This window comes from Stenotrophomonas sp. YJH_SMC_79, from assembly GCF_059367995.1.
Window position 1 is genome coordinate 137,825 of the sequence record NZ_JCAFRK010000004.1, and the last position, 20,297, is coordinate 158,121.

The window sequence follows — 20,297 nt, forward strand, 5'->3', positions numbered from 1 at the left end:
TAGGTACGCTGGTACAGCAGGAAGGGCTTGCTAGTGTGGTGCGGAGAAGGCCGGCGACCGCAACGCCGCCCACGAGGAAATGCCATGTCATCCGCCCCCACTCCCGATGCCCATGCCTATCCACTGCTGATCAAGCAGCTGCTGCTGATGCCGCTGGCGGTGAGTCCTGAACAGGAAATCGTCCATGGCGACCAGGTCCGATTCAATTACCGCACCCTGCAGGTGCGCATCGGCCAGCTGGCGGGCCTGTTGACCTCGTTGGGAGTCGGCCACGGCGACACGGTGGCAGTGATGGACTGGGACAGCAACCGCTACCTGGAGGCCTATTTCGCGGTGCCGATGATCGGTGCGGTGCTGATGATGGTGAACGTGCGCCTGGCCCCCGAGCAGATCGCGTACACGTTGAACCACAGCGGCGCGCGGGTGATCCTGGCCAACCGCGAGTTCCTGCCGCTGCTGGACGCCATCGACGAGCAGCTGCCGGACCTGCGCACGCGCATCCTGCTGGACGATGCCGGTGGCCCGCTGCCGCCAGGCTTCGCCACCGAGTACGAAGCGGGCCTGCGTGATGCCACGCCGGTCGTCCGCTTCCCGGACTTCGACGAGAATGCCCGTGCCACGGTGTTCTACACCACGGGAACCACCGGGCAGCCCAAGGGCGTCTGTTTCAGCCACCGGCAACTGGTGCTGCATTCGCTGGCGGCGATGGCCGCGCTCGGCGGCGCACCCCGCCAGGGACGCCTGCATCGCGACGATGTCTACATGCCGATCACCCCGATGTTCCATGTGCACGCGTGGGGCCTGCCCTACGTGGCAACCGCGATGGGCATCAAGCAGGTCTATCCGGGGCGCTACCTGCCGGCCAGCCTGCTGGCACTGATCGCCCGCGAGAAGGTGACCTTCTCGCATTGCGTGCCAACCATCCTGCACATGCTGCTGGAGCACCCGGACGCGGCGCAGACCGACCTCGAGGGCTGGAAGGTGATCATCGGCGGTGCCGCCCTGCCCCGTGCCCTGGCGCAGCGTGCACTGGCACGGGGCATCGACATCTTCGGCGGCTATGGCATGTCCGAGACCTGCCCGCTGCTCACCATCGCCCAGATCGATGTGGAAAACGTGACCGATGCCGATGAGGTGCTGTCACTGCGGACCAAGGCCGGCCTGCCGGTGCCGCTGGTGGACCTGCGCATCGTCGATCCGGACATGGCGGATGTTGCCCACGACGGCATCGCCACCGGGGAAGTCGTGGCGCGCGCACCCTGGCTCACCCAGGGCTACCTGCATGATCCGGAGGCCTCGGCGTCGCTGTGGGCCGGTGGCTACCTGCATACCGGTGACATCGGCAACATCGATGAGGGCGGCTACCTGCGCGTGACCGACCGCATCAAGGATGTGATCAAGACCGGTGGCGAGTGGATTTCCTCGCTCGCGCTGGAAGACATCATCGCGCTGCATCCGGCGGTCAGCGAGGTCGCGGTGATCGGTATCGCTGATGCGAAATGGGGTGAACGGCCGCTGCCACTGGTGGTCAGGCAGGCCGGCCGTGACGTGTCAGAAGCGGAGATCATCGAACTGGTCGCAACGCGCAGCCGTTCCGGAGACATCTCACGCTATGCGATACCGGACCGCGTGAGCTTCGTGGATGCGATCGAGCGGACCAGCGTGGGCAAGATCAACAAGAAGAAGCTGCGCACCCTGCATGATCCGGGCCCCGGCACCGGCGGGGGCTGACGCCCCTGCCGGCACCGCTCAAGCGCGCGACGCCCCGCCCTGCAGCAGCTGCACCCAGCTCTGGAATCCCTCCAGGAACCGCAGCAGGCGCTTGCGCGTCGCCGCGTCGAAATCTTCCGCGTCATTGTCGTAGGCGACCGCCGCTTCGGCCACATAGAGCTGTGGCGAGGCCATGGTCAATGCACCCATGGCGGTCAGTGTATGGCGCAGCTGCGACTGCGCGAGTTTGGTGCCCCAGTGACCCGGCGTGGCACCGATGATCGCCACCGGCTTGGCCGAAAGGACCGTGCGGTACTCGGCATCGTCGCGGGACAGCCAATCGAGCGTGTTCTTGAGTACACCGGGCAGTGACTGGCTGTACTCCGGCGTGGCGATCAGCACGCCGTCAGCGGCTGCAATGGCCGCGCGCAGGCGCTTGACCCCGGCAGGGCCGGTCGGGTCGGCGGCTTCCAGGTCTTCGTCGAACAGCGGAATATCGGCAATGGTGTCATGCACGGTCAGCAGCAGGCCCGGAGGCGCGGCGCCTGCCGCCGCCCTGACCAGGCGCCGGTTGTAACTGTTGCCACGCAGGCTGCCGGAAAACGCCAGGATGTTCAGCGGTGGAGGGTTGTCGGACATGCGGGTTTCCTCGGATGCGTCAGGGCGGGATCACGGGCCAGACGCCGACAGCACGGGTGGGCCATGGCCAGACTGGATTGCAGAGGATCACGGCTCCGGCGACGTAGTGCCTTCGTCCTTGCTACTCCCTCTTCCAGGGCGAACAAGGCGCGGCGGGGCAGTCGAGCACGTGCCACTGCCCCCGTTGCGGCCCATGCCCAGCCACACCGTACGCCTACTGCACGGGCTGGCTGGCTTCAGTGATGGACACAGGTCGTGCCATGCTGTCGAACGTATTGACCTTCCAGATATAGCGTACGCCATCCTGCTCGATGACCTTCTGCAACAACGGTATCTGCTTGGCTGCGATGATTCCACTTGCACGCTGATATGCCGGTCGCCCGGCCAACGCCGGATAGCTCCCGGAAGCGTCAAGCTGATAGCTGAGGGTGGTTGCGCGGCCCGGCTGGACCGATGAAAGCAGATAGCCTTCGTCCACATTGAATCGATTGCCAAAGGTGTGCCGGGTGGTGACACCCTCTGCATCCTTGACGTCCACCCACTTCGTGGCCGGCGAATTCGCCTGGCACGGTTCCTTGCTGCCGTCGGCATAGCACCCGTTGGCCGGGCCGTAGCTGTAGGCCCACGTATAAGGCTGGTCGATGCCCGGCCCGGTGACTGTCTTGGAAACCAGCGACCACGTGTAGTACTTGGCGGGCGTGTATTCGATCGAGTCAAGGAAACCGCTACCCGTGCTGTCGGGCATATTGCAGCCATAACGCGCCCACGAGCGGCCATGCAGCGTCGGCTCAAACCGATACTTCGCCACTGCGCCACTGGGATGGCGGATCGAACCGGAATGGCCGTAGGTCACCACACCCGGATTCCGGCAGAAACCCCGCTCTGCGGGGACGGCACCGGCCCCCATGGTGCCTACATTGAACCCCGTACTCTGCCAGTAGGACTGGTCTGGGAAGGTGACCTTGTAGCCACCCACGACAGTACCGTAGGTCCACGTCCTCCCGCCCGCACGGACCGCGCTCACTTCGCTTGGCAGCGTGCTGGGCGATCCAGCCGTCCACTCGAGATCGACGATGCGGCCGTCGTTGGCTGCGATGCGCAGCAACTGCCGCGGATTTGCCGGATCCCACGTGTAGGTCACCGAGTTACCAGACCGGTCTCGGGCACTGGTCGGAAGAATATGGAACTCCTGCCGGAAAAGAACGAACTCGAACTCCGTAACCGAGCCGAAGTTTCCCCGCGAGTATCCCTTCTTGATCAATGGCGGTCCGCTACCAAGGCTGGCCATATGATTGAGCGTGTAGGTGATACCGGCAGGCGTCGTGACCTCGAAGCCTTCACCCGCCCCATCGTCCATGGCGACGCAGCGGATGACATTGCCGCTCTTGGTTCGCATCGGGTAGGCATGGCCTGTACTTGGCACGGGCCATTCGTTGCTTTGCACGAGTAGATCCTCGTCACCGGTCTCTGGCAGGTAGAGCTGCGTTCCATGCCAGAACTCGTCGGAGTTGAAGTACTCGGTGAATGTCCCCGGCCCTGTCGGCGTCTGTGCCTTCACCGTGACGATCTCGGTTGGAGGCGGGGTGAACTTCGAACAGCGGTTGAGCGGCTCGGCCACCACGTAGTTCTTCCACCCACCCTGGGTACTGAACGTTCCATACACCCTGGGCAGGGCCAGGTCCCACACCCCGAACATGCCCAACCCCTGCCGCCCTTGCGCACCTGCCACCAAGCGCCGCTTGATGCTCACCTCCAGCGCACTGTTGCCCGGCAGGTCGACGTCCGTCTGCAGAAATTCCACCGAGCCGGTAAACAGCCCGATCTTTTCCCCGAACATATCTCCGGTATCCAGCTGCAGAATCTGCCCGCGGGCATTCAGCGCCGCCGCGTAATCCTCCATCACCGTCGAGCCACGGTTGGCGCTCGACGCAGGCAGGGCCGTCATACACAGCAGCGCAGCTGCCGCAATCCTTGCGTACATGATGTCCCCCTCGTAGACGAAGCAGAGCTTACTTCGCGCTCGTCGGCACCCGCAAGGATGATTCCCCGCACGTCACAGCATCCTGACCCACCACGGCGGCTCTGGGAACGCCGTCACTCAGATTCGCGTCGTGGCCATGAACCGTTGGCGGTCCTGCTGCGTGCGGCGGCGGATCTCCTCCAGCACGTCCTGGGCGCGCTGCTGCTGGGGCGCGACGGCACGCGGACGCAGGCACCACCGCGCCGGCTGCGAAAGGCAACGGCATGATCGACATCGCGCTTTGAAGCGCAGTACGAGGCAGTCCGCACATCCGAGGGCTCCTTCGGTCAGTAGAGCTGCAGCGGTTGCCGGGCGCATTGCGGGTTGGATGCAGCTGCCGGTGAAAAGGTTCAATGCGCCAGAACCGCTTCACCGATACGCCGCCGGGACCGGTTCATCGTCCGCGGATCCACGCTTCAAGTGCCGCGGTATCCCGCATGTCGCCGTCATAGCGACGATCCGGAACGTGCGGCTCATTCGAACCACGCACCCGACCTCGAAAGACCTTCATCGGCACGGAGATCCTTGCCAGGCCACCCGGCAGCCGCTCCGGCCTGACATCCATGTAGAGGCTGTCGGCCGAGGTTTCGACGCCTACCTGCATCGCGCCCAGCCGCTTCCACAGATCCAGTGCATCGAGGCAGGCCGAGCCGCAGGACGCATCGGCCACGATCACCACCCTGCCCCTGCGTCCGGCTCCGGCCTGCTCTGCCTGCGCTACCGTGGCGGGAGGATCATTGGCGGGTTCCCGCCACAATGGTTGACCCTGCTCCCTCGCCTGCGCCATCCCTTCGGTCACGGTCCCCAGCATGCGAAGCAGTGCCGGTGATGCATCAGGCGCCTGCTTCAGCTTCTCCAGAAAGCCACGCAGCTGGGCGATGTTGGGCTCGGACGGCCGCCACTCCACCCAGCTGTCGTCACGCAATGTGTCCACAGCCCTGCCCCCCCAGATCAAGCGCGCCAGCACGATGCTCCAGTGCGACGAACCACCGGTGTTGCCGCGCACATCAAGCACGACCAGGGGGGCGTTCTGCAATGCGTCGGCTGCAGGAGTGAGTTGCTGCAGCAGCCGGGTCAGCTGCCGGAAATTGTCCGCTGCGGGATCGGCGTTGAAGCTGCTGGTGGTGATCCAGTAGCCTGCGCCGCGCAACACGTGCCAGCCATTGGCTGGGCGGAAGGAGCGCCGTGTATCGTCCAGGCGCGCCTTCCGCGCTTCCGGCCCCAGCGGTTTCCACTGCAGCAGATAGGCCGTGTCACGTGCATCAGCCCGGAAGGTGCACTCGTGTAGCGCCGGCACGAAGGGATTGCCCTGTTCAAGCAGCACCTCACCGCCATCATGGATGCGGCTGGCCTGCAGGTTCCAGCGCCCGCTGAAGTCACCCACCCGGCGTGCAGCCAGCGTCTGCGCATCGATGCCGTCACAGGAAAGCAATCGAGCCCCCAGCGGCGGATGGCCCGGACCACCGTCGACGGTCATGACCACCTGCGCATCGCCGTAGAAGCCGGTCAGGAACCCGGGCCACTGCGTCGGAAGATCGGGCGCGTCGGCAAGCGCGTTGAGGCTGACGTGGCCGTCGTTGAAGGAGGCCGCGTAACCCTTCATGGCCCACCAGTAGCCCGCGAAGCTGTCGACTTTGGCCGCGCGCGAACGGGCAAGTGCCGAGGCAGCCTCCAGCTGCGGAAGGAAACCGGGATTCCGCAGATCCACGGCGCCCGGATGGCTACCGCGCATGGCCGCGTCGGCAGCGTCCAGATCCTTCGACAGCGTGTCCGACCAGGCGATCGGCGCACCCTGTGCGGTGGGCGCCGCAAGCACCGCACCGAGCAGCAGCCCTGCAATGACCATGGATTCATCCCTTTCCCGGACCAAACGCCAGTCTCGCAGTTTTCCAGCCTGGCGTACCGCGCCCGCCGCAACGGGCGCGGCCTTCCATCAATGCAGCGGCACCTTCAGCACCGAAGGTGCGTTGGCTGGCGAGCTGAAGGTCACCGTGCCTCCCAACTGGCTGATGCCCGAGTAGCGCAGATCCACCGTATCAACCACCAGGGTCAGGCGGCTGCCAGCCGGAATGTTCCAGCTGCTCGCTTCCAGGCGCAGGTCCAGCGTCTTCGGCTGGCCCGGCGTGACACCGCGCAGCGTGTAAGGCTTGTGGCTGATCAGCTGGCCATTGCCCAGCACATCCTCGGCATACAGGTAGGCATACAGCGTGGTGTTGGCGCGGCTGGGCGTGACGGTCAAGCGCACCTCCGGCGCGCCGTCCAGGCGACGTGCACTCCACTGGACCGGCCCTTGCCAGACGCCGGCGGCGTTTCGGCCCACGAACGGAACATAGGCGCCTGGCGGCAGATTGATCATCTGCAGCGCGCCGGAGGCCATCGCCACGCCCGAGTTGGCAGCGGTCAGCAGGCCACTGCCGATACGGTAGTTCCAGCCGGTGCTACTTCCGCTCTCGGCCAGGCCGCCGGTGGGCAGCAGCAGTCCTTTGGGTGCGGTCAGCGCATAGCTGATGGCGCCGGCATTGGTCGCCTGCCAGTTCGGATACGTGCTCCAGCTGCCCTTCTGCGACTTCAGCTGCACCGCAGGCTGCCGGTCGATGCCATTGGCTTCACCCTTGAGGTAGTGGTCGAACCAGTCGCCAACCGAGTCGTAGACCTCGTTGGGAATGCCCAGTGCGCCGAAGGCTTCGTTGAGCGCGTGGTCGCCATGGCGCAGCTGCAGCTGCTTGGGGCCCTTCAGGCGGTTGAAGAAGTCCACCAGCTGGCCTGGCGGAAACAGGCTGTCGTTGAAGGCGTTGGCCAGGAACACCGCCGGCTGGTTGGCGTTGATCTCATCGATGCTGGCCCCGGGGCTGCGCTGCGCCGCCACAGGCAACAGTGAGTCCACCGCACCCTGGTAGTTGCCCACCAGCACATTGCGGTTGATGGTGGCCAGTTCTGTTCCCGGACGGCCGGTGGCCAGGCCAGCGGCCACCAGCAGCGCGATGCCCTGTGCGCTGGGGGTGTCGTTGCTGTACAGCGAGGCCTGGAGATCGGCCCAGCCGCTCAGTGCCGCCACCGCCTTGATGCGCGGGTCGCGTGCCGCGGCCAGCAGGCTGGTCCCGGCGCCGTACGAGATGCCCGAGACGCCGACTCGCGTGGGATCGGCCCGGGTGTTGTCCAGCGCCCAGTCGATCAGGGCGCTGACATCCTCGACCGTGGCCGGCCCGGCGATATCGATGCTGCCTCCGGATTCCCAGAAACCACGCGAGCTGTAGCTGATGACCACGTAGCCACGGCGCGCCAACGACTGTGCCACCCCCACGTACTCCACGCTGGGTACCGCCCAGCTGCTGGGCATTACCAGCAGCGGGTAGCGGCCATCGCCCGCGTCCTGCGGTTCGATGACGAAGGCCCCGAGAGGCGTTCCATCCCAGCTGGGAATGGTGCGATGGGTGGTCTTGACCGTCGCCGCCCAGGCGGTGGGCGCCAGCCCGGTCAGCAGGATCAACAGCAGCAATACCTTGCGCATCGTGGTCTCTCCCCGTCGGTGGTGGTGCAACGGGTCGGACCGTACCGGTGCGAATGGTGGCTGGCACCTTGCGACGCAGCAAAGTGGTGGTTGCGTCGCGCCTACTATTGGAACAGGGCCATGACGGCTCCTTCCCGAGAATGGAGGGCGTCACCGAGCTCCCCCCCCCAGCTGCGGCGCCGAGACGCGGCGACTGGAAAGCCCTGTTCGTGCAGCCGACCGGAACGGCCCCCACACGAGGCGGTGCCTGGTCGTTGGGTTTCAATGGCGCGGACGAGCCGGGCTCTCAAGGAGAGAGCCGCAGTAGCGACCATGGACTGCGGCCCTCCAGTACAGCGCACCCGGCGGAAGCCCACGTCAAAAGACAGAGCAGTTGACCTTGTGTTCCACTGCTGACGTTTGCACGCCGGACGCGTCCTTCAGTGAGCTCCGCAGGATAGCGGTCATGGGCGGGCTATCCCACCACAGCCCATCGATGAGCTGACACGCCCACGCGTAGACAAACGGCGTCTGGATCTTCTCAGGGAACTCGAACGACCACGTCCCGCAGGGCTGTGATGGAAGGCAGTTGACAGACGTGATGGAGAGCGTCAGGGGAAATTTGGGTTTACCCCGAAAATCGATCGCCACGGGAATGTCCGCCGCATAGCGCCCTGATACTTCGTCGATTTTCTCGATCTCGAACGATTCGGTAAGTACCGCCAGGCCCAAGGAGGAGATGCGCTCGATGGGCATGTAGAACAGATCATTCCTGTATGGCGTTCCTGGTTCTCCGCGTCCGTGGACGATGCCCGCCGCTGCATTGCCGACGAATACCGGACCGCCGCTGTCGCCGCCCACTGACATTGCTTCGCCGGTCGTGCTGCTGGCGCGGATGTAGTTGCCGATCACGTTGTTGTGGATCGAATGCGAGTTCTTGTCGATAATCGTGCCGCACATGTAATGGCCCGCATATCCGCTCTTGCAGATGGATGCACCCACAGGAAGCGAAGCAGATGCCAAGGTGCTGGTGATGTCCACTGTCGACGTCGGTCCGGCAACCAGCTCGATCTGGTTCTTCTGGACCTGGCGTGCACCCGAACTCGGCTCCTTGTGCCACTGCACATCGAAGTCCCCCTGGTTGTTCTCGGCCTGGAATACAAGTGGTGCGGACAGGCCGACGTAGGCCACCGCATTGTCACAATGACCGGCAGTTGTAACGCCGAGCTCGTGATCGGCATCGAAGACGTTGAAGCCCGTGGTGCAGTCCTGCGCAGGCCCGTTGATCCGGTGCCCTCCGGAAATGGCAGTGGTTTCCACGAAGCCGGCAGTTGGCAGTATCTCGACGAAATCAACGGCACGCAGCAAATGCCGCATTGCGCGGGCTGCGCTGTCAACATTCTTGACGTGGAATGTAACCATCGATCGCTTGATATCGATCCCTGACAGAAATTCGATGCCTGCGGAGCGCAACTGCGCGTCTCCTTCATCTTGCACCGCGAGCATCATCTCCAGTGATTGAGGGGCGATCTCTGCCTTATAGCGTAGATCCGTAGTGAAACCCTGCAGCGTGTGTGCAGGCGTGGACGTGAACTTCACCACCACGCGGAAATCGGGCATATGCTCGATGTAAAGGCCCGCGAACGTATCTGGATGCAGGGTCTGCAACTGTCTTTCGAGCTGCCCCGCCATCACCGTGGCCGACTGTCGCTGGGCCGCCTCTCTTTCTGTCACGCCATACGCGCGCGAATAGGAGTAGGTCGATGGGTTGATGTTGCCGGTTGTCGCAGACACCGAAAAGGCCAGGGGCAGAAGAAGCACTCCCGCCACTCCCTGCATTCTCCTCCAACGTTGCTTGCGCATTACCCCGCTCCTTGTTCTCTGAAAGGTGGACTTCCTCTTCATGCCCGTGTTGCCGGGCCAGAATTCATGTGAAGAAAGCGATCGGGTACGTCAACGGGATACGTTGACCAACATGCCGGCGATGAGTGGATTCGTGCTCAAGCACCACTGCATCGACAGGGCCTTGCAGGTTTCCAGCTGAGCAGGCTCTTTCCGCCGGCGAAGGCCGGAGAGAGCCGGGCTGGACGATGTGACCGGGCGAACGCGGTCATGCGCACCGCCTGATGGGGCCTGTGCACGAGAGAAGCTGAAAGGAATCCGGCCAGCGCCACCCGGGACAGTGGCCGCGACACGGCATACGACGCGATTTTCGAACTGCGCGCATCTCCAATCTCCCTCCTTGGATGCACCTGGTCCCGCTTGCGCGGTCCATTCGTGCTGGAAGCCCGGCGTCCTTGGGCGAAGCTTAGCCTGAACACATCAGTGGAAATGCGACATCAATTCCAGATTGGTGACAGTTCGAATTCCGCTTGAAGAAGGCAATCGACGGCGTACTGCGAGACCATCTGCACCTAGCACGCGTACGTTGCACCCACGCGCCGCGTGATCTGACATCTCTCCAGTGCTTGCGGGCGGTCACAGCTTCGTCTTTTCCTCGTTGACCAAAAGACGACAGCTTGTGACGCTTACGGCACCGCAGGGCCTCCGCAGCCCAACAACGCGGTCACGTCCCACCGCAATCGCCGCACCCGACTCTGCACCGTCTCCCCATGACCGGCCCTGCCCGGGCCGAGGCGGACGGCTGCGCCCTGAACTTTCTGCTGGAGAACCGCAATGCGCCTTGCAAGCTTCTTCTTCGCGTTCGTCCTCAGTGCTTTCGCCGGCGCTGCCCAGGCCCAGGTCGTCACCCTCAACAAGGGCGGCTTCGTGCTCACCTATGACTGCAGCATCCACAGCGCCACCCGCTACGAGTACACGCTCACCGCCGATACCGGTTCCGCCGCACGGCCGTCCAGTTTCTACAAGGACCCGGACCTGCCGGCAGGCTGCCTCGGCCAGGCCAGTACCGCCTCCTACGCCAGCATCAAGTCCGGTTATGACCGTGGCCATCTGGTCACGTCCAACCACATGGATTACAACGCGACCTACATCCGCCGCGCCAACTACATGACCAACATCGTTCCGCAGGTGTCCAGCTTCAACCAGGGCATCTGGGTGAAGGCCGAGAACGTGGCCGAGTGCTACCGCGACATCGCGCCGGTGGACGTCTACGGTGGCGTGGTCTACGGCGATGCGGCCAACGACTATTTCCTGGCCAGCCACGGCATCCCGACGCCGGAGTTCTTCTGGAAGACGATCATCACCCGCGACCCGAATACGGGAACCGCCAAGGCGATCAGCTGGATCATCCCCAACGAGGCCAACCTGGGCAGCCTGGACAACTACCTGGTGACGATTGCCGATCTGGAGGAGCTGCTGGGCGCCAGCTACGTGGCGATCAACGCACCGGCCTCGCTGAAGAACATGCTGCCGGCCACCACCTGGCCGCAGCCGGCCGGGTGTGACCTGGGCTGATCGGCGGGCAGAGGAACGTCACGATGCCTGTACGCGCAGCCATCGTGACGCCAGCACTCTGGTCAGCAGGAGCTGCACTGCAGCGCCGACGACGGTGGCAACGACAAGCCCGCGACCTATCGTCGGCGCCCCAGCGGACAGCGCTCGCAGCAGATAAGCCATGCTGGCCAGGATGATCAGCAGCGTCGTGGCAAGCAGGATCAGCGACACCCCCATCCTGCGCGCCATCGATACGGGTTCTGGCGACGGCGCACTGGCCCACAGGCCGACAAACGTGGCCAGCGCGCAGGCGATCAGCAGGATCAGGCTCGCAATCTGCAGCTGCGCGGCGCCGTCGGCAACGGGTATGATGAACTCGCCTGGCGAGAATCCCACCGGCAGCTGCGCCACCAGGATGGGGAGCAGGCAGCTGCCGGCCACCAGCGTCACTGCGCCGGCGATGCTGGCACTGATGAGATGATGGTGCCTGCCCTCGGCACGTACGCGCCGCTGCATCAGCAGCGCTGGCACCAATGCCAGCAGCGTGAGAAGCAGTGCATGCGCAAGCATGCCCAGACTGATGGCGGCGACGCTGTAGACGGGAAACTGCGCCTGCGCCAGTGGAATGCGTATCGCGCGATCCAGCACGATCAGCAACCCGAAAAAGGCGACCGAAGCGATCAGCGGGTGCCGGATCCGTAGCGCGCCGCGACGCCCGAACAGCAGCATCGACACCAGTACCGCCGCTCCGGCGAGGAGACTCAGCCTGAAACCGAGCTCCGCCAGCGCGTAGCCGATTTCACGTGAGGCCTCGGGCGGCCCCAGGCGGTACCCGAGTTCGACCAGGCGGAGGGCTACGGGCAGATGCAGGCAGAGCACGTACAGCTTGGCGGCCATCGCGAACTGGATGGGGTACGCACTGAAGAATGATCGCAATCGGTTCAAGGCGTATTCCCGTGCAGGCGCTGGGCGGGTTGGCCCGGCAGTCTAGCGTTCCTGTGGCCCGCGTGCCCTGCCCGTCCCGCTATGGGAAAATAGCGGGCACGTCGCCCCTTTGGCTGTTCCCGGAGTAGTAGATGTCCCGTTTCCCCTTCGATGCCGTGCTGTTCGACTGCGACGGCGTACTGGTCGATTCCGAGCCGCTGGTGGCCCGTGTGCTCTCGGAAATGCTGACCGCACGCGGCTGGCCGCTGACCCCGGCGCAGGCGGGTGAGGTTTTCCTGGGCCAATCCGTGGCCCATCTGGCCGGGCTGATCGCAGAACGCACCGGCAAGCCGTTCACCGAGCAATGGCTGGAGGAATTCCGCCAGCAGCGCAACCGTGCGCTGGAGCAGGACCTTGAGGCGATCCAGGGGGCACCCGAGGCCGTGCGTGCGATTGCCGCGGCCACCGGCGGGCGGATTGCCTGCGCTTCCGGTGCCGACCTGTTCAAGGTGAAGCTGCAGCTGGGCAAGGTCGGCATCCTCGATGCCTTCGGCGACCACGTCTTCAGCGGCCAGGACATGCCGCGGACCAAACCCCACCCGGACGTGTATCTGGCCGCTGCCGCTGCACTGGGCGTGGACCCGGCCCGCTGTGCGGTGATCGAAGACACGGTCACCGGCGCAACCGCCGGCGTCGCGGCGGGTGCGACCGTGTTTGGTTTCAGCGAGGGCGGCCCGCACCACAGCACGCCGGAAGCCCTGCGTGCTGCGGGTGCGAAGGTGATCTTCCGGCGCATGGACCAGCTGCCCGCATTGCTTGCGGCCTACGCCGCCGACGCAGCCGCCTGAGGCAGCCTCAGCGCGCAGCGCCCAGCGCGGCGTTGCGGCGCTTCCCAGCGTAGTGCAGCACGAACAGGTACAGGCCGGTGAACAGCTGCAGGAACAGTGGCGGCAGCGGCGAATAGGTGATCCACGCTGCAGGCTCGCCCTGCCCCAGCCCGCGAACGGCGAAGTTGGCAATCACCGCCAGGGTGAAGACGATCGAGGTCCAGCGATGCACGGGCCGCGCCCAGCCACCCCGGTTCATTGCCGGCGCCTCGCTTGGGAGCGGGCTTCGATCATCTTCCAGCCATTGCCGGAGGGGTCACGGAATCCGGCATCGACGGCGCCGTAGCGTTCGACCGGCTCCTGGGTGAACTCCACGCCCTGCGCCAGCCATTGCGTGTAGCGCGCCTGGCAATCGTCCACGGCCAGCACCAGCGGCGGCATTGCGCCCTTGGCCACCAGCTGCTGCAGCGCCTGCGCGGTGGCGGCATCGTGGGTGGGCGGACCGGGCACGAACAGGCCCAGCTGGAATCCGTCCTGGCCGGGGCTGCGTACTGTCAGCCAGCGGTAGCTGCCATTGCGCACGTCGGTGTGCACTTCAAAGCCGAGCGTGCCGACGTAGAACGCGAGTGCTTCATCCTGGTCGCGCACATACAGGCCGACCGTGTTCACAGTGTTTGTCATGGGACCTCCCTCAGGTGGGATCCACGTTAGCAACCGCCTCACGGCGCCGCTTCTCCAAAACTGCGATGTTCAGGTCCGGTCGCTGCGCGGCACGTGCGTGGCACTCCGGCACGCTGGCCGGCGTCGCCTGGCCCGAGCGCTCGCGCTCGCGCACATTGCCCGGGCTGTCGCCGGTGATGTCACGGAAGATGCGGCCAAAGGTGCCCAGGCTGCTCCAGCCGGTCTGCGCGGCGATCTCGGTGACCGGCAGGTCGGTGTCACGCAACATCGCCACGGCCCGTTCGATGCGGCGGCTGAGCAGGTAGCGGTGCGGCGGCAGCCCGAAGGCCTGCTTGAACGAACGCGCGAAATGCGCCGGCGACACTGCGCTGACCTCCGCCAGGCGGGCCACCGGCCAGTCCTCGTGACTGGCGTGGTCCATCCGGTCCTTGGCGCGCAGCAGGCGCCGCAGCAGTTCGGGGCTCTGGTTCATGGCGTCACCGTGCGCGCCAGATGATGTCGCGCCGCATGCCTGGCCTGCGCGGCCTGCTCGCCCAGCCAGTCACCGAATGCAATGACTTTGGCGCTGCGGCTGCGCGCCGTCGGTGCCACGAACCAGAAACCACGCCCGTCGCTCGCCACCCCCGGATGTGCCTGCACAAGGCGCCCGCTGTCCAGTTCGGCCTGGAACAGGATCGGCGAGCCGATGGCGATGCCCTGCCCGGCAATGGCAGCACCGACGTCCAGATGCTCCATCGCAAAGGGGGTGACGAAGCTCTCCTTGGGCGGCGGCGGAACAGCGCCATGTGCGGAAAACCACAATGCCCACCAGTCGGGCCTGCCGAGCAGCGGAACTTCCAACGCCCGGCGACCGAGTCCGTCTGCCGCCGGCAGCAGCGCCGGCGCACACAACGGTGTGAACACACTGGGAAACAAGGGAGTTGCCTGAAGACCTGGCCATTCGCCCTGGCCATTGCGGATGGCGGCATCGAAGTGACCGGCGGCCAGGTCCTGCGGCTCTGCCGACAGGTCCAGCTCCAGCACGAACTGCCGGTGGCGGGCGCGGAACGTGCCCAGCCGCGGCGTCAACCAGCTGGTGCCCAGCGTTGGCAGCACGGACAGGCGCAGTCGCGCCGCATCCACCTCAGCGGCGCGCATGAAGCTGGCGCGCAGTGCATCGAATGCCCGGGTGGCCTCCTGGGCGACGCTGGCACCTGCCACCGTCAGTTCCACGTGCTGTGCGTGGCGCACGAACAGGCAGGTCCCGGTCTGGGCCTCCAGCCGCCGCACGTGGTAGCTCACCGATGCCGCACTGGTGTCGAGCTCTTCGCCGGCACGCGCGAAGCTGCCCAGCCGCGCCGCCGCCTCGAAGGCGCGGATGGCGGCAAGCGATGGCAGCTGGCGTTGGGTGACCATAAGTGTGACTTAGCCTGAGCCCCGATATCTGCGTGGTCAATCCCCCTCCTGTCCGCAAACATGGAGGCACCTTCGACAGGGGATCACGCACATGGATCGACGGCAGTTCCTGGCCACCCTGGCCGCCGCGGCGGCGTCCACTGCCCTGCCCTCCGGGTGGGCCCTGGCCAGCCACGGCGAAGACTGGAAATGGTTGCAGGGCAACTGGCAGGTCCGGCACCAACGGCTGAAGGAGCGCCTGGTGGGCGACACCCGTTGGGAAGCCTTCACCGGCGCCAGCGCGGTCTGGCTCACCCTGGGCGGACTGGGCACCATCGACGACAACGTCATGGCGCTGCCTTCTGGCCCCTACAGGGGCCTGGGCGTGCGTGCATTTGATCCAGTGTCTTCCACGTGGTCGATCTGGTGGATCGATGGCCGCAACCCTGCCCATATCGAAGCGCCCGTGCGCGGCGTCTTCGAAGGCAATGGCGGCAGCTTCCGCGGTCGCGATGACTTCAAGGGACGCCCCATCGAGGTCTGGTTCCGCTGGCATGACATCCATGGCGAGGAGCCGTGGTGGGAGCAGGCGTTCTCCGACGATGCCGGTGCGCACTGGGAAGTGAACTGGCGCAACGGGTTCCGCCGCACTGCGGTGGCCCCCTCTCCGCTTCCGAAGCTGCCGGATGCACCGGGCGATTTTGATTTCCTGGTGGGCCATTGGAACGTGCGCCATCGCCGCCTGCGCGCTCGGCTGGCAGGCAGCGATGCATGGGACGCGTTCAACGGCACCCTGCACAACTGGCCGGTACTGGGGGGATTCGGCAACGTGGGTGACAACCTGATGGACGTGCCTGGAGCACCGCTGCGCGGCATGGGCATCCGCGCCTGGAATGCGGCGGAGCAGCACTGGTTGAGCTGGTGGCTGGATGGCCGGGAGCCGACCCGGATCGGCGCGCCACTGCGCGGTGGTTTCCAGGCCGGTGTCGGCCGCTTCTTCGGCGAAGACCAGCACGACGGTCGAACAATCCAGACACGGGTGATCTGGTCACGCGTCACCCCGCGTTCGGCGCGCTGGGAACAGGCGGCTTCGATTGATGGTGGGCGCAGCTGGGAAACCAACTGGGTCAGCGACTTCGAGCGACAGGCATGAAGGCGCTGTTGGCTGTGATGCTGCTGGTTGCTGCGTCGCCTCCCGCGCCTCCATCCAAGGTGCTGCAGATCGTCGGCCCCGCCGAACGCTTTGCCCCGGGCGTTGCATCCACGCAGTACGACGAGATTCGACTGACCTTGAGCCCGGACGGAAGAACCGCACTGTGGTTCAGCCGCAACCGGCCCGGCGGTCCGGGTGGGTATGACATCTGGGTCTCCCGCAACGATGGACAGCGCTGGCGGCCGGCGACGCCGGTGCCGTTCAACACGCCGGGGCGCGACTTCGATCCCGCCTTTTCCGCCGATGGCCGCGTGGTGTATTTCTGTTCGGATCGCGCAGGCGGCCAGGGCGGCGACGATCTGTATCGGGTCAGCATGGGGAGCGACGGTCGATTCGGGGAGCCAGTCAATCTTGGCCCCGCAGTGAACAGCGCGGCCGATGAGTTCGCGCCGATGCTCTCGCCGGACGCAGCCACGCTGCTGTTCTCCAGCGATCGCACAGGCGGTGCGGGTGGCCATGACCTCTACGTCGCAGCGATGGTGCGTGGCATGGCGCAGCCGGCACGGCCGCTGGCGGGAGACCTCAATACCGCAGCGCAGGAGTTCGATGCCACTTTCCTGGGCGACGGCCGGACGCTGGTGTTTGCCCGCGCTCTGGACTTCGGCAGTGCACCGGTGCGCCAGTTCATTGCCTACGAGCATGGAGGCCGTTACGACGCGGGCCATGCATTGCCCGCCCCCTTGAACGATCCCTCCCGCGACAGCTACGCCGCGATGCTGGATGGCTCGCAACCCGACACCATGACCTATTCAGCGCGCCGCGCGGACGGTGCAGGGTTGGACCTGTACCGCATCCGCTACCGGATGATGCGTCCTTGAAGGCAGATGTTGTCGAATTTCGGTGCCCCGGTTCGTCGAGAGGATGAAACCCCAGGAGAAAATGCAGATGCCCTCCCACCAGTCCCTTGCCTGCGCCTGCGGCCAGGTCCGCCTGACCACCACCGGCAGTCCCATCGCCACCGTCGAATGCTGCTGCGACAGCTGCCGCAGGGCCGGCGCCCAGCTGCAGGCGATGCCTGGCGCACCGCAGGTGCTGGGGCCTCAAGGCCAGACGCATTTCGTAATGCAGCGCAAGGATCGCGTCAGCATCGATGCCGGGCATTCCATGCTGCGTGCGTTGCGGTTGTCCAGCAGGGGCGGCAGCCGCCGCGTTGTGGCGGGCTGCTGCAATACACCGCTCTTCCTGGAGTTCAGCGGTGGCCATTGGTTGAGCCTGTACGGCCTGTTGTGGCCGGCCTCGATACGCCCCGCCGTCGAAATGCGGACGATGGTCAGTGATCTTCCTGACGCGTCTGTCCTTCCCGACGATGTGCCGAACCTGGAGACCCGGTCGCTGCGGTTCTATGCCCGGTTGATGAAGGCGTGGATCGCCATGGGCTTCCGCAGCCCACGCATCGAAGTCACGGGAGATACCCATGTCTGAGCCCGAGCGGATCGAGATCGAGAGCATCACCACGCCCGGGCACTTCCAGCGCGTGGATCGTGCCAAGTATCTCGCCATGCGCCATGCCTTGCTGCGGGCCCTGCCTGCGCAACCGCCGGGCCTGACCGTTGCGCAGGCAAAACAGGCACTGCTGCCACTTCTGCCCGCCGCCCTGTTCCCGGCTGGTGCCACCGCCGGCTGGTGGTTGAAGGCCGTGCAGCTGGACCTGGAAGCCAAGGGCGTGATCGAGCGCGTCGCGGGCAGGCCGTTGCGCCTGTTCAAGCACCTCGCGGCCGGCTGATCAGCGCTGCGCAGGCAGCTCCAGCCGGTGCTTGCGGCACAGCCGGTACACCGTCACCCTCGAAATCTGCATCTGCCGTGCACACTCGGAGACGTTGTAGCCGGTCTGGCGCAGGGTCTGAAGCAGCACATCACGTTCGGCCTGGCCACGCGCATCATGCAGCATCGCGCCGGGCAGGACCGGCACCGGCGCGCCCAGTTCCAGGTCCCGCTCGCTGATCAGCTCGCCTTCGGCCATGATCGCAGCGCGCTGCACCCGGTTGAGCAGTTCACGGACATTGCCCGGCCAGTCGAAGCGGCGCATCGCCTGGATCGCCGCCGGTGAGAAGCCGCGTGCGCGTACCGTGTGGCGCAACCGGAAGCAGCGCAGGAAGTGCTCGGCCAGCAGCTGAACATCGGCACCACGTTCGCGCAGCGGCGGCATCAGCAGCCGCAGGACGTTGAGGCGGTAGTAAAGGTCACTGCGGAAACGGCCGTGGGCCACGGCATGCTCCAGCTCGACATGGGTTGCGGCAAGCACCCGCACGTCGGCGCGCAACGGCTGGCTGCTGCCGACCCGCTCGAAGGTACCTTCCTGAAGCACCCGCAGCAGGCTTGTCTGGGCCTCCGCCGGCAGATCGCCCACCTCATCGAGGAACACGGTGCCGCCCTGGGCCGTTTCAAACACGCCGATCTGGCGCTTGTCGGCACCGGTGAACGAGCCGCGCTCGTGTCCGAACAGCTCCGACTGCACAAGGTTGGCTGGGATCGCACCGCAGTTGACGGCAATGAATGGCCTGCCCGCGCGCCCGGACAACGCATGCAGCGCGTGTGCGGCCAACTCCTTGCCAGTGCCGGTCTCACCTGTGACCAGCACCGGCAACTCCACCGGAGCGAACTTGTGCAGCACCGTGCGCACTGCATGCAGCGCGGGGCTCTCGCCGATCAATGAACGCGGCCCTTGCCCATTGCACGCGCCATCAACAGAGGGTTCATCCGCATCGAACTGCTGGCGCATCGCACTGACCAGGTCCTGCAGGCCGAACGGGAGCGTGAAGCGCGCCAGGCAGAACTGCAGCAGCGGCAGCCACGCCATTGGCGTGGCGCCTGCGCCGGGCGGCAGCACTGCCAGCCAGGGCAGATGCTGGTGCTGTTCGATCCACGGCATCAGCAGCTGCAGCGCCTGCGCATCCATATGGCGTAGATCGACCACTGCGAGCAGTCGATCGCGCCCACGCAGGCCAATGGCCATGCCGGGATCGGGATGGATGCTGCGTACATACCAGCCTGCGGCCGCCAGCGCGCTTCGCTCGCTTGCCAGCGGTTCGCCGAACCAGAGTACGCAGCGCGATGTTGAAGCCTCCGGGACCGCCGCCATGCTTCCCCCAGCATCCGGACACCGTCGGCGGACTGTCAGGCCATCTCCGGCGTGCCGCCCCCCGCCGGGACTTCTTCGGCCACCGGGGCGGCCTTTGATGGGCGGATCCTAGCGCTGCGCTAAACGGCAGCGCAATGAGCAGCGCGTCAAGAAATCACCGGCTGAAGCGGCACCGTTGCAGTCGGCGATGTCCCCTGTAACAAGAATGCGACAGTCGGGCGTCCGCCTTGCCCTGTGGCAGCTGCGGGCTGCGCAATCCCAACAATTCCCCCACGCGGTTGTAACGCCCTGGCGCCACCCGACCGCGCCGCACCCCGGCCATCGTCTGCGGCGCGGACCTCCGGCACTTGGCACGGTTGATGCGTGGTTCCGCCGCACCCACCGCGGGAGATCGGCATGGACGGCACCACCCTCATTCGTGGCCTGGCGGCACCGCTGGCGCTGGCCCTGTTGTCGGTCGCCATGAACGCGGCCGGTTCCGGCGCGCGCCAAGCGGTGAAGGCGCAACCGGGCGAAATCGTCCTGTTACGCGATGTGTCGGCGCGCCCCGCCTACCGGATGGCACCGCCGGGCATGGCGCTGATCGCCGATCCAAAGCCTCAGCGGGAGATCGCCGCTGCGATTGGCACCGGCACCGGCAGCGGCGAAATGGACGAGCTGAGTGACGAGGACTATGCAGGCATGGGTGCAGGGCATGCCGCTGCGGCCTCGGCACCGGGGGGGACGACGGTCGAGCGGGTCACCCAGCAGGCGCTGGGTGGCACGCTCGGTCGCGGCAGCGAAGGCATGGTCGGCAGCAGTCTCGGCGGCGCCATGAGCGGTCCGCTCGGCGCGGTGGGCAACAGCACACGCGGCATTGGCGATACGGTACGCGGCGCGCTCGCCCAGTTCCCACTGCAGGGTCCGGCCCCGGCAGGTGGCAAGTGAAACGCCCGTACCTGCCGCTG

Annotated in this window: 19 protein-coding genes; 8 read left to right on the plus strand and 11 right to left on the minus strand. The window is 65.9% G+C overall.

Annotation, left to right across the window (positions count from 1 at the left end; genetic code table 11):
* Positions 1-84: 84 nt before the first annotated feature.
* A complete protein-coding gene (locus AC5P57_RS15960) occupies positions 85-1,731 on the plus strand; it encodes a fatty acid--CoA ligase (RefSeq protein WP_099552150.1) in 1,647 nt (548 codons plus the stop codon).
* 18 nt (positions 1,732-1,749) lie between these two features.
* Here AC5P57_RS15960 and AC5P57_RS15965 read toward each other — a convergent pair whose 3' ends face one another.
* The 5 genes from AC5P57_RS15965 to AC5P57_RS15985 form a co-directional block, all read right to left on the minus strand.
* Positions 1,750-2,349: an NADPH-dependent FMN reductase gene (locus tag AC5P57_RS15965; RefSeq protein ID WP_262235097.1), complete on the minus strand. Its 600-nt coding sequence runs from the start codon at positions 2,347-2,349 to the stop codon at positions 1,750-1,752.
* 214 nt (positions 2,350-2,563) lie between these two features.
* Complete coding sequence (locus AC5P57_RS15970; protein WP_262235096.1) at positions 2,564-4,330, minus strand: wall associated protein; 1,767 nt, start codon at positions 4,328-4,330, stop codon at positions 2,564-2,566.
* A gap of 433 nt (positions 4,331-4,763) precedes the next feature.
* Positions 4,764-6,215, minus strand: coding sequence for a S41 family peptidase (locus AC5P57_RS15975; protein ID WP_262235095.1), 1,452 nt, complete (start codon positions 6,213-6,215; stop codon positions 4,764-4,766).
* 87 nt (positions 6,216-6,302) lie between these two features.
* A complete protein-coding gene (locus tag AC5P57_RS15980; protein ID WP_262235094.1) occupies positions 6,303-7,877 on the minus strand; it encodes a S15 peptidase family protein in 1,575 nt (524 codons plus the stop codon).
* A 357-nt stretch (positions 7,878-8,234) separates the two neighbouring features.
* The gene (locus AC5P57_RS15985) at positions 8,235-9,719 is read right to left on the minus strand and encodes a S1 family peptidase (protein WP_099552144.1); all 1,485 of its coding nucleotides are present in this window, start codon (positions 9,717-9,719) and stop codon (positions 8,235-8,237) included.
* 813 nt (positions 9,720-10,532) lie between these two features.
* On the opposite strand from AC5P57_RS15985, the gene AC5P57_RS15990 reads away from it, so the two are divergent.
* Entirely contained in the window at positions 10,533-11,273 is a 741-nt protein-coding gene (locus AC5P57_RS15990) for a DNA/RNA non-specific endonuclease (RefSeq protein ID WP_100472451.1), read from the plus strand.
* Positions 11,274-11,291: 18 nt separating this feature from the next.
* Here the strand turns inward: AC5P57_RS15990 and AC5P57_RS15995 are convergent, their stop codons facing one another.
* Positions 11,292-12,149 (minus strand): hypothetical protein, encoded by an 858-nt coding sequence (locus AC5P57_RS15995; RefSeq protein WP_262235093.1) that lies wholly within the window; start codon positions 12,147-12,149, stop codon positions 11,292-11,294.
* Between the two features lie 179 nt (positions 12,150-12,328).
* Between AC5P57_RS15995 and AC5P57_RS16000 the strand changes: the two genes are divergently transcribed.
* Positions 12,329-13,024 carry an HAD family hydrolase gene (locus tag AC5P57_RS16000; RefSeq protein WP_495219665.1) on the plus strand — a complete coding sequence of 232 codons (696 nt, stop codon included), beginning with the start codon at positions 12,329-12,331 and terminating at the stop codon, positions 13,022-13,024.
* Between the two features lie 7 nt (positions 13,025-13,031).
* On the opposite strand, the gene AC5P57_RS16005 is transcribed toward AC5P57_RS16000, so the two are convergent.
* Genes AC5P57_RS16005 through AC5P57_RS16020 form a run of 4 tightly spaced genes read right to left on the minus strand, consistent with a single transcriptional unit; the run spans position 13,032 to position 15,079 of the window.
* Complete coding sequence (locus AC5P57_RS16005; RefSeq protein ID WP_262235091.1) at positions 13,032-13,262, minus strand: hypothetical protein; 231 nt, start codon at positions 13,260-13,262, stop codon at positions 13,032-13,034.
* Complete coding sequence (locus AC5P57_RS16010; RefSeq protein ID WP_099552140.1) at positions 13,259-13,684, minus strand: VOC family protein; 426 nt, start codon at positions 13,682-13,684, stop codon at positions 13,259-13,261. The genes AC5P57_RS16005 and AC5P57_RS16010 overlap by 4 nt, the downstream gene beginning before the upstream one ends.
* 10 nt (positions 13,685-13,694) lie before the next feature.
* Positions 13,695-14,156: a helix-turn-helix domain-containing protein gene (locus AC5P57_RS16015; RefSeq protein WP_262235090.1), complete on the minus strand. Its 462-nt coding sequence runs from the start codon at positions 14,154-14,156 to the stop codon at positions 13,695-13,697.
* Positions 14,153-15,079, minus strand: a complete 927-nt coding sequence (locus AC5P57_RS16020) for a LysR substrate-binding domain-containing protein (RefSeq protein WP_099552138.1) — start codon at positions 15,077-15,079, stop codon at positions 14,153-14,155. The genes AC5P57_RS16015 and AC5P57_RS16020 overlap by 4 nt, the downstream gene beginning before the upstream one ends.
* A 91-nt stretch (positions 15,080-15,170) precedes the next feature.
* On the opposite strand from AC5P57_RS16020, the gene AC5P57_RS16025 reads away from it, so the two are divergent.
* The 4 genes from AC5P57_RS16025 (at position 15,171) to AC5P57_RS16040 (ending at position 17,994) form a co-directional block, all read left to right on the plus strand.
* The gene (locus tag AC5P57_RS16025; protein ID WP_099552137.1) at positions 15,171-16,211 is read left to right on the plus strand and encodes a hypothetical protein; all 1,041 of its coding nucleotides are present in this window, start codon (positions 15,171-15,173) and stop codon (positions 16,209-16,211) included.
* Entirely contained in the window at positions 16,208-17,089 is an 882-nt protein-coding gene (locus AC5P57_RS16030; RefSeq protein ID WP_262235089.1) for a TolB family protein, read from the plus strand. The genes AC5P57_RS16025 and AC5P57_RS16030 overlap by 4 nt, the downstream gene beginning before the upstream one ends.
* 61 nt (positions 17,090-17,150) lie before the next feature.
* On the plus strand, positions 17,151-17,693 hold the full coding sequence (locus AC5P57_RS16035; RefSeq protein ID WP_099552286.1) for a GFA family protein: 543 nt from the start codon (positions 17,151-17,153) through the stop codon (positions 17,691-17,693).
* Complete coding sequence (locus AC5P57_RS16040) at positions 17,686-17,994, plus strand: DUF6958 family protein (protein WP_262235088.1); 309 nt, start codon at positions 17,686-17,688, stop codon at positions 17,992-17,994. Before AC5P57_RS16035 ends, AC5P57_RS16040 begins: the two co-directional genes overlap by 8 nt.
* Here the strand turns inward: AC5P57_RS16040 and AC5P57_RS16045 are convergent, their stop codons facing one another.
* Positions 17,995-19,350, minus strand: coding sequence for a sigma-54 dependent transcriptional regulator (locus AC5P57_RS16045; protein WP_099552134.1), 1,356 nt, complete (start codon positions 19,348-19,350; stop codon positions 17,995-17,997).
* Between the two features lie 396 nt (positions 19,351-19,746).
* On the opposite strand from AC5P57_RS16045, the gene AC5P57_RS16050 reads away from it, so the two are divergent.
* The gene (locus AC5P57_RS16050; RefSeq protein WP_262235087.1) at positions 19,747-20,277 is read left to right on the plus strand and encodes a FapA family amyloid fibril periplasmic chaperone; all 531 of its coding nucleotides are present in this window, start codon (positions 19,747-19,749) and stop codon (positions 20,275-20,277) included.
* The last annotated feature ends 20 nt before the right edge of the window (positions 20,278-20,297 follow it).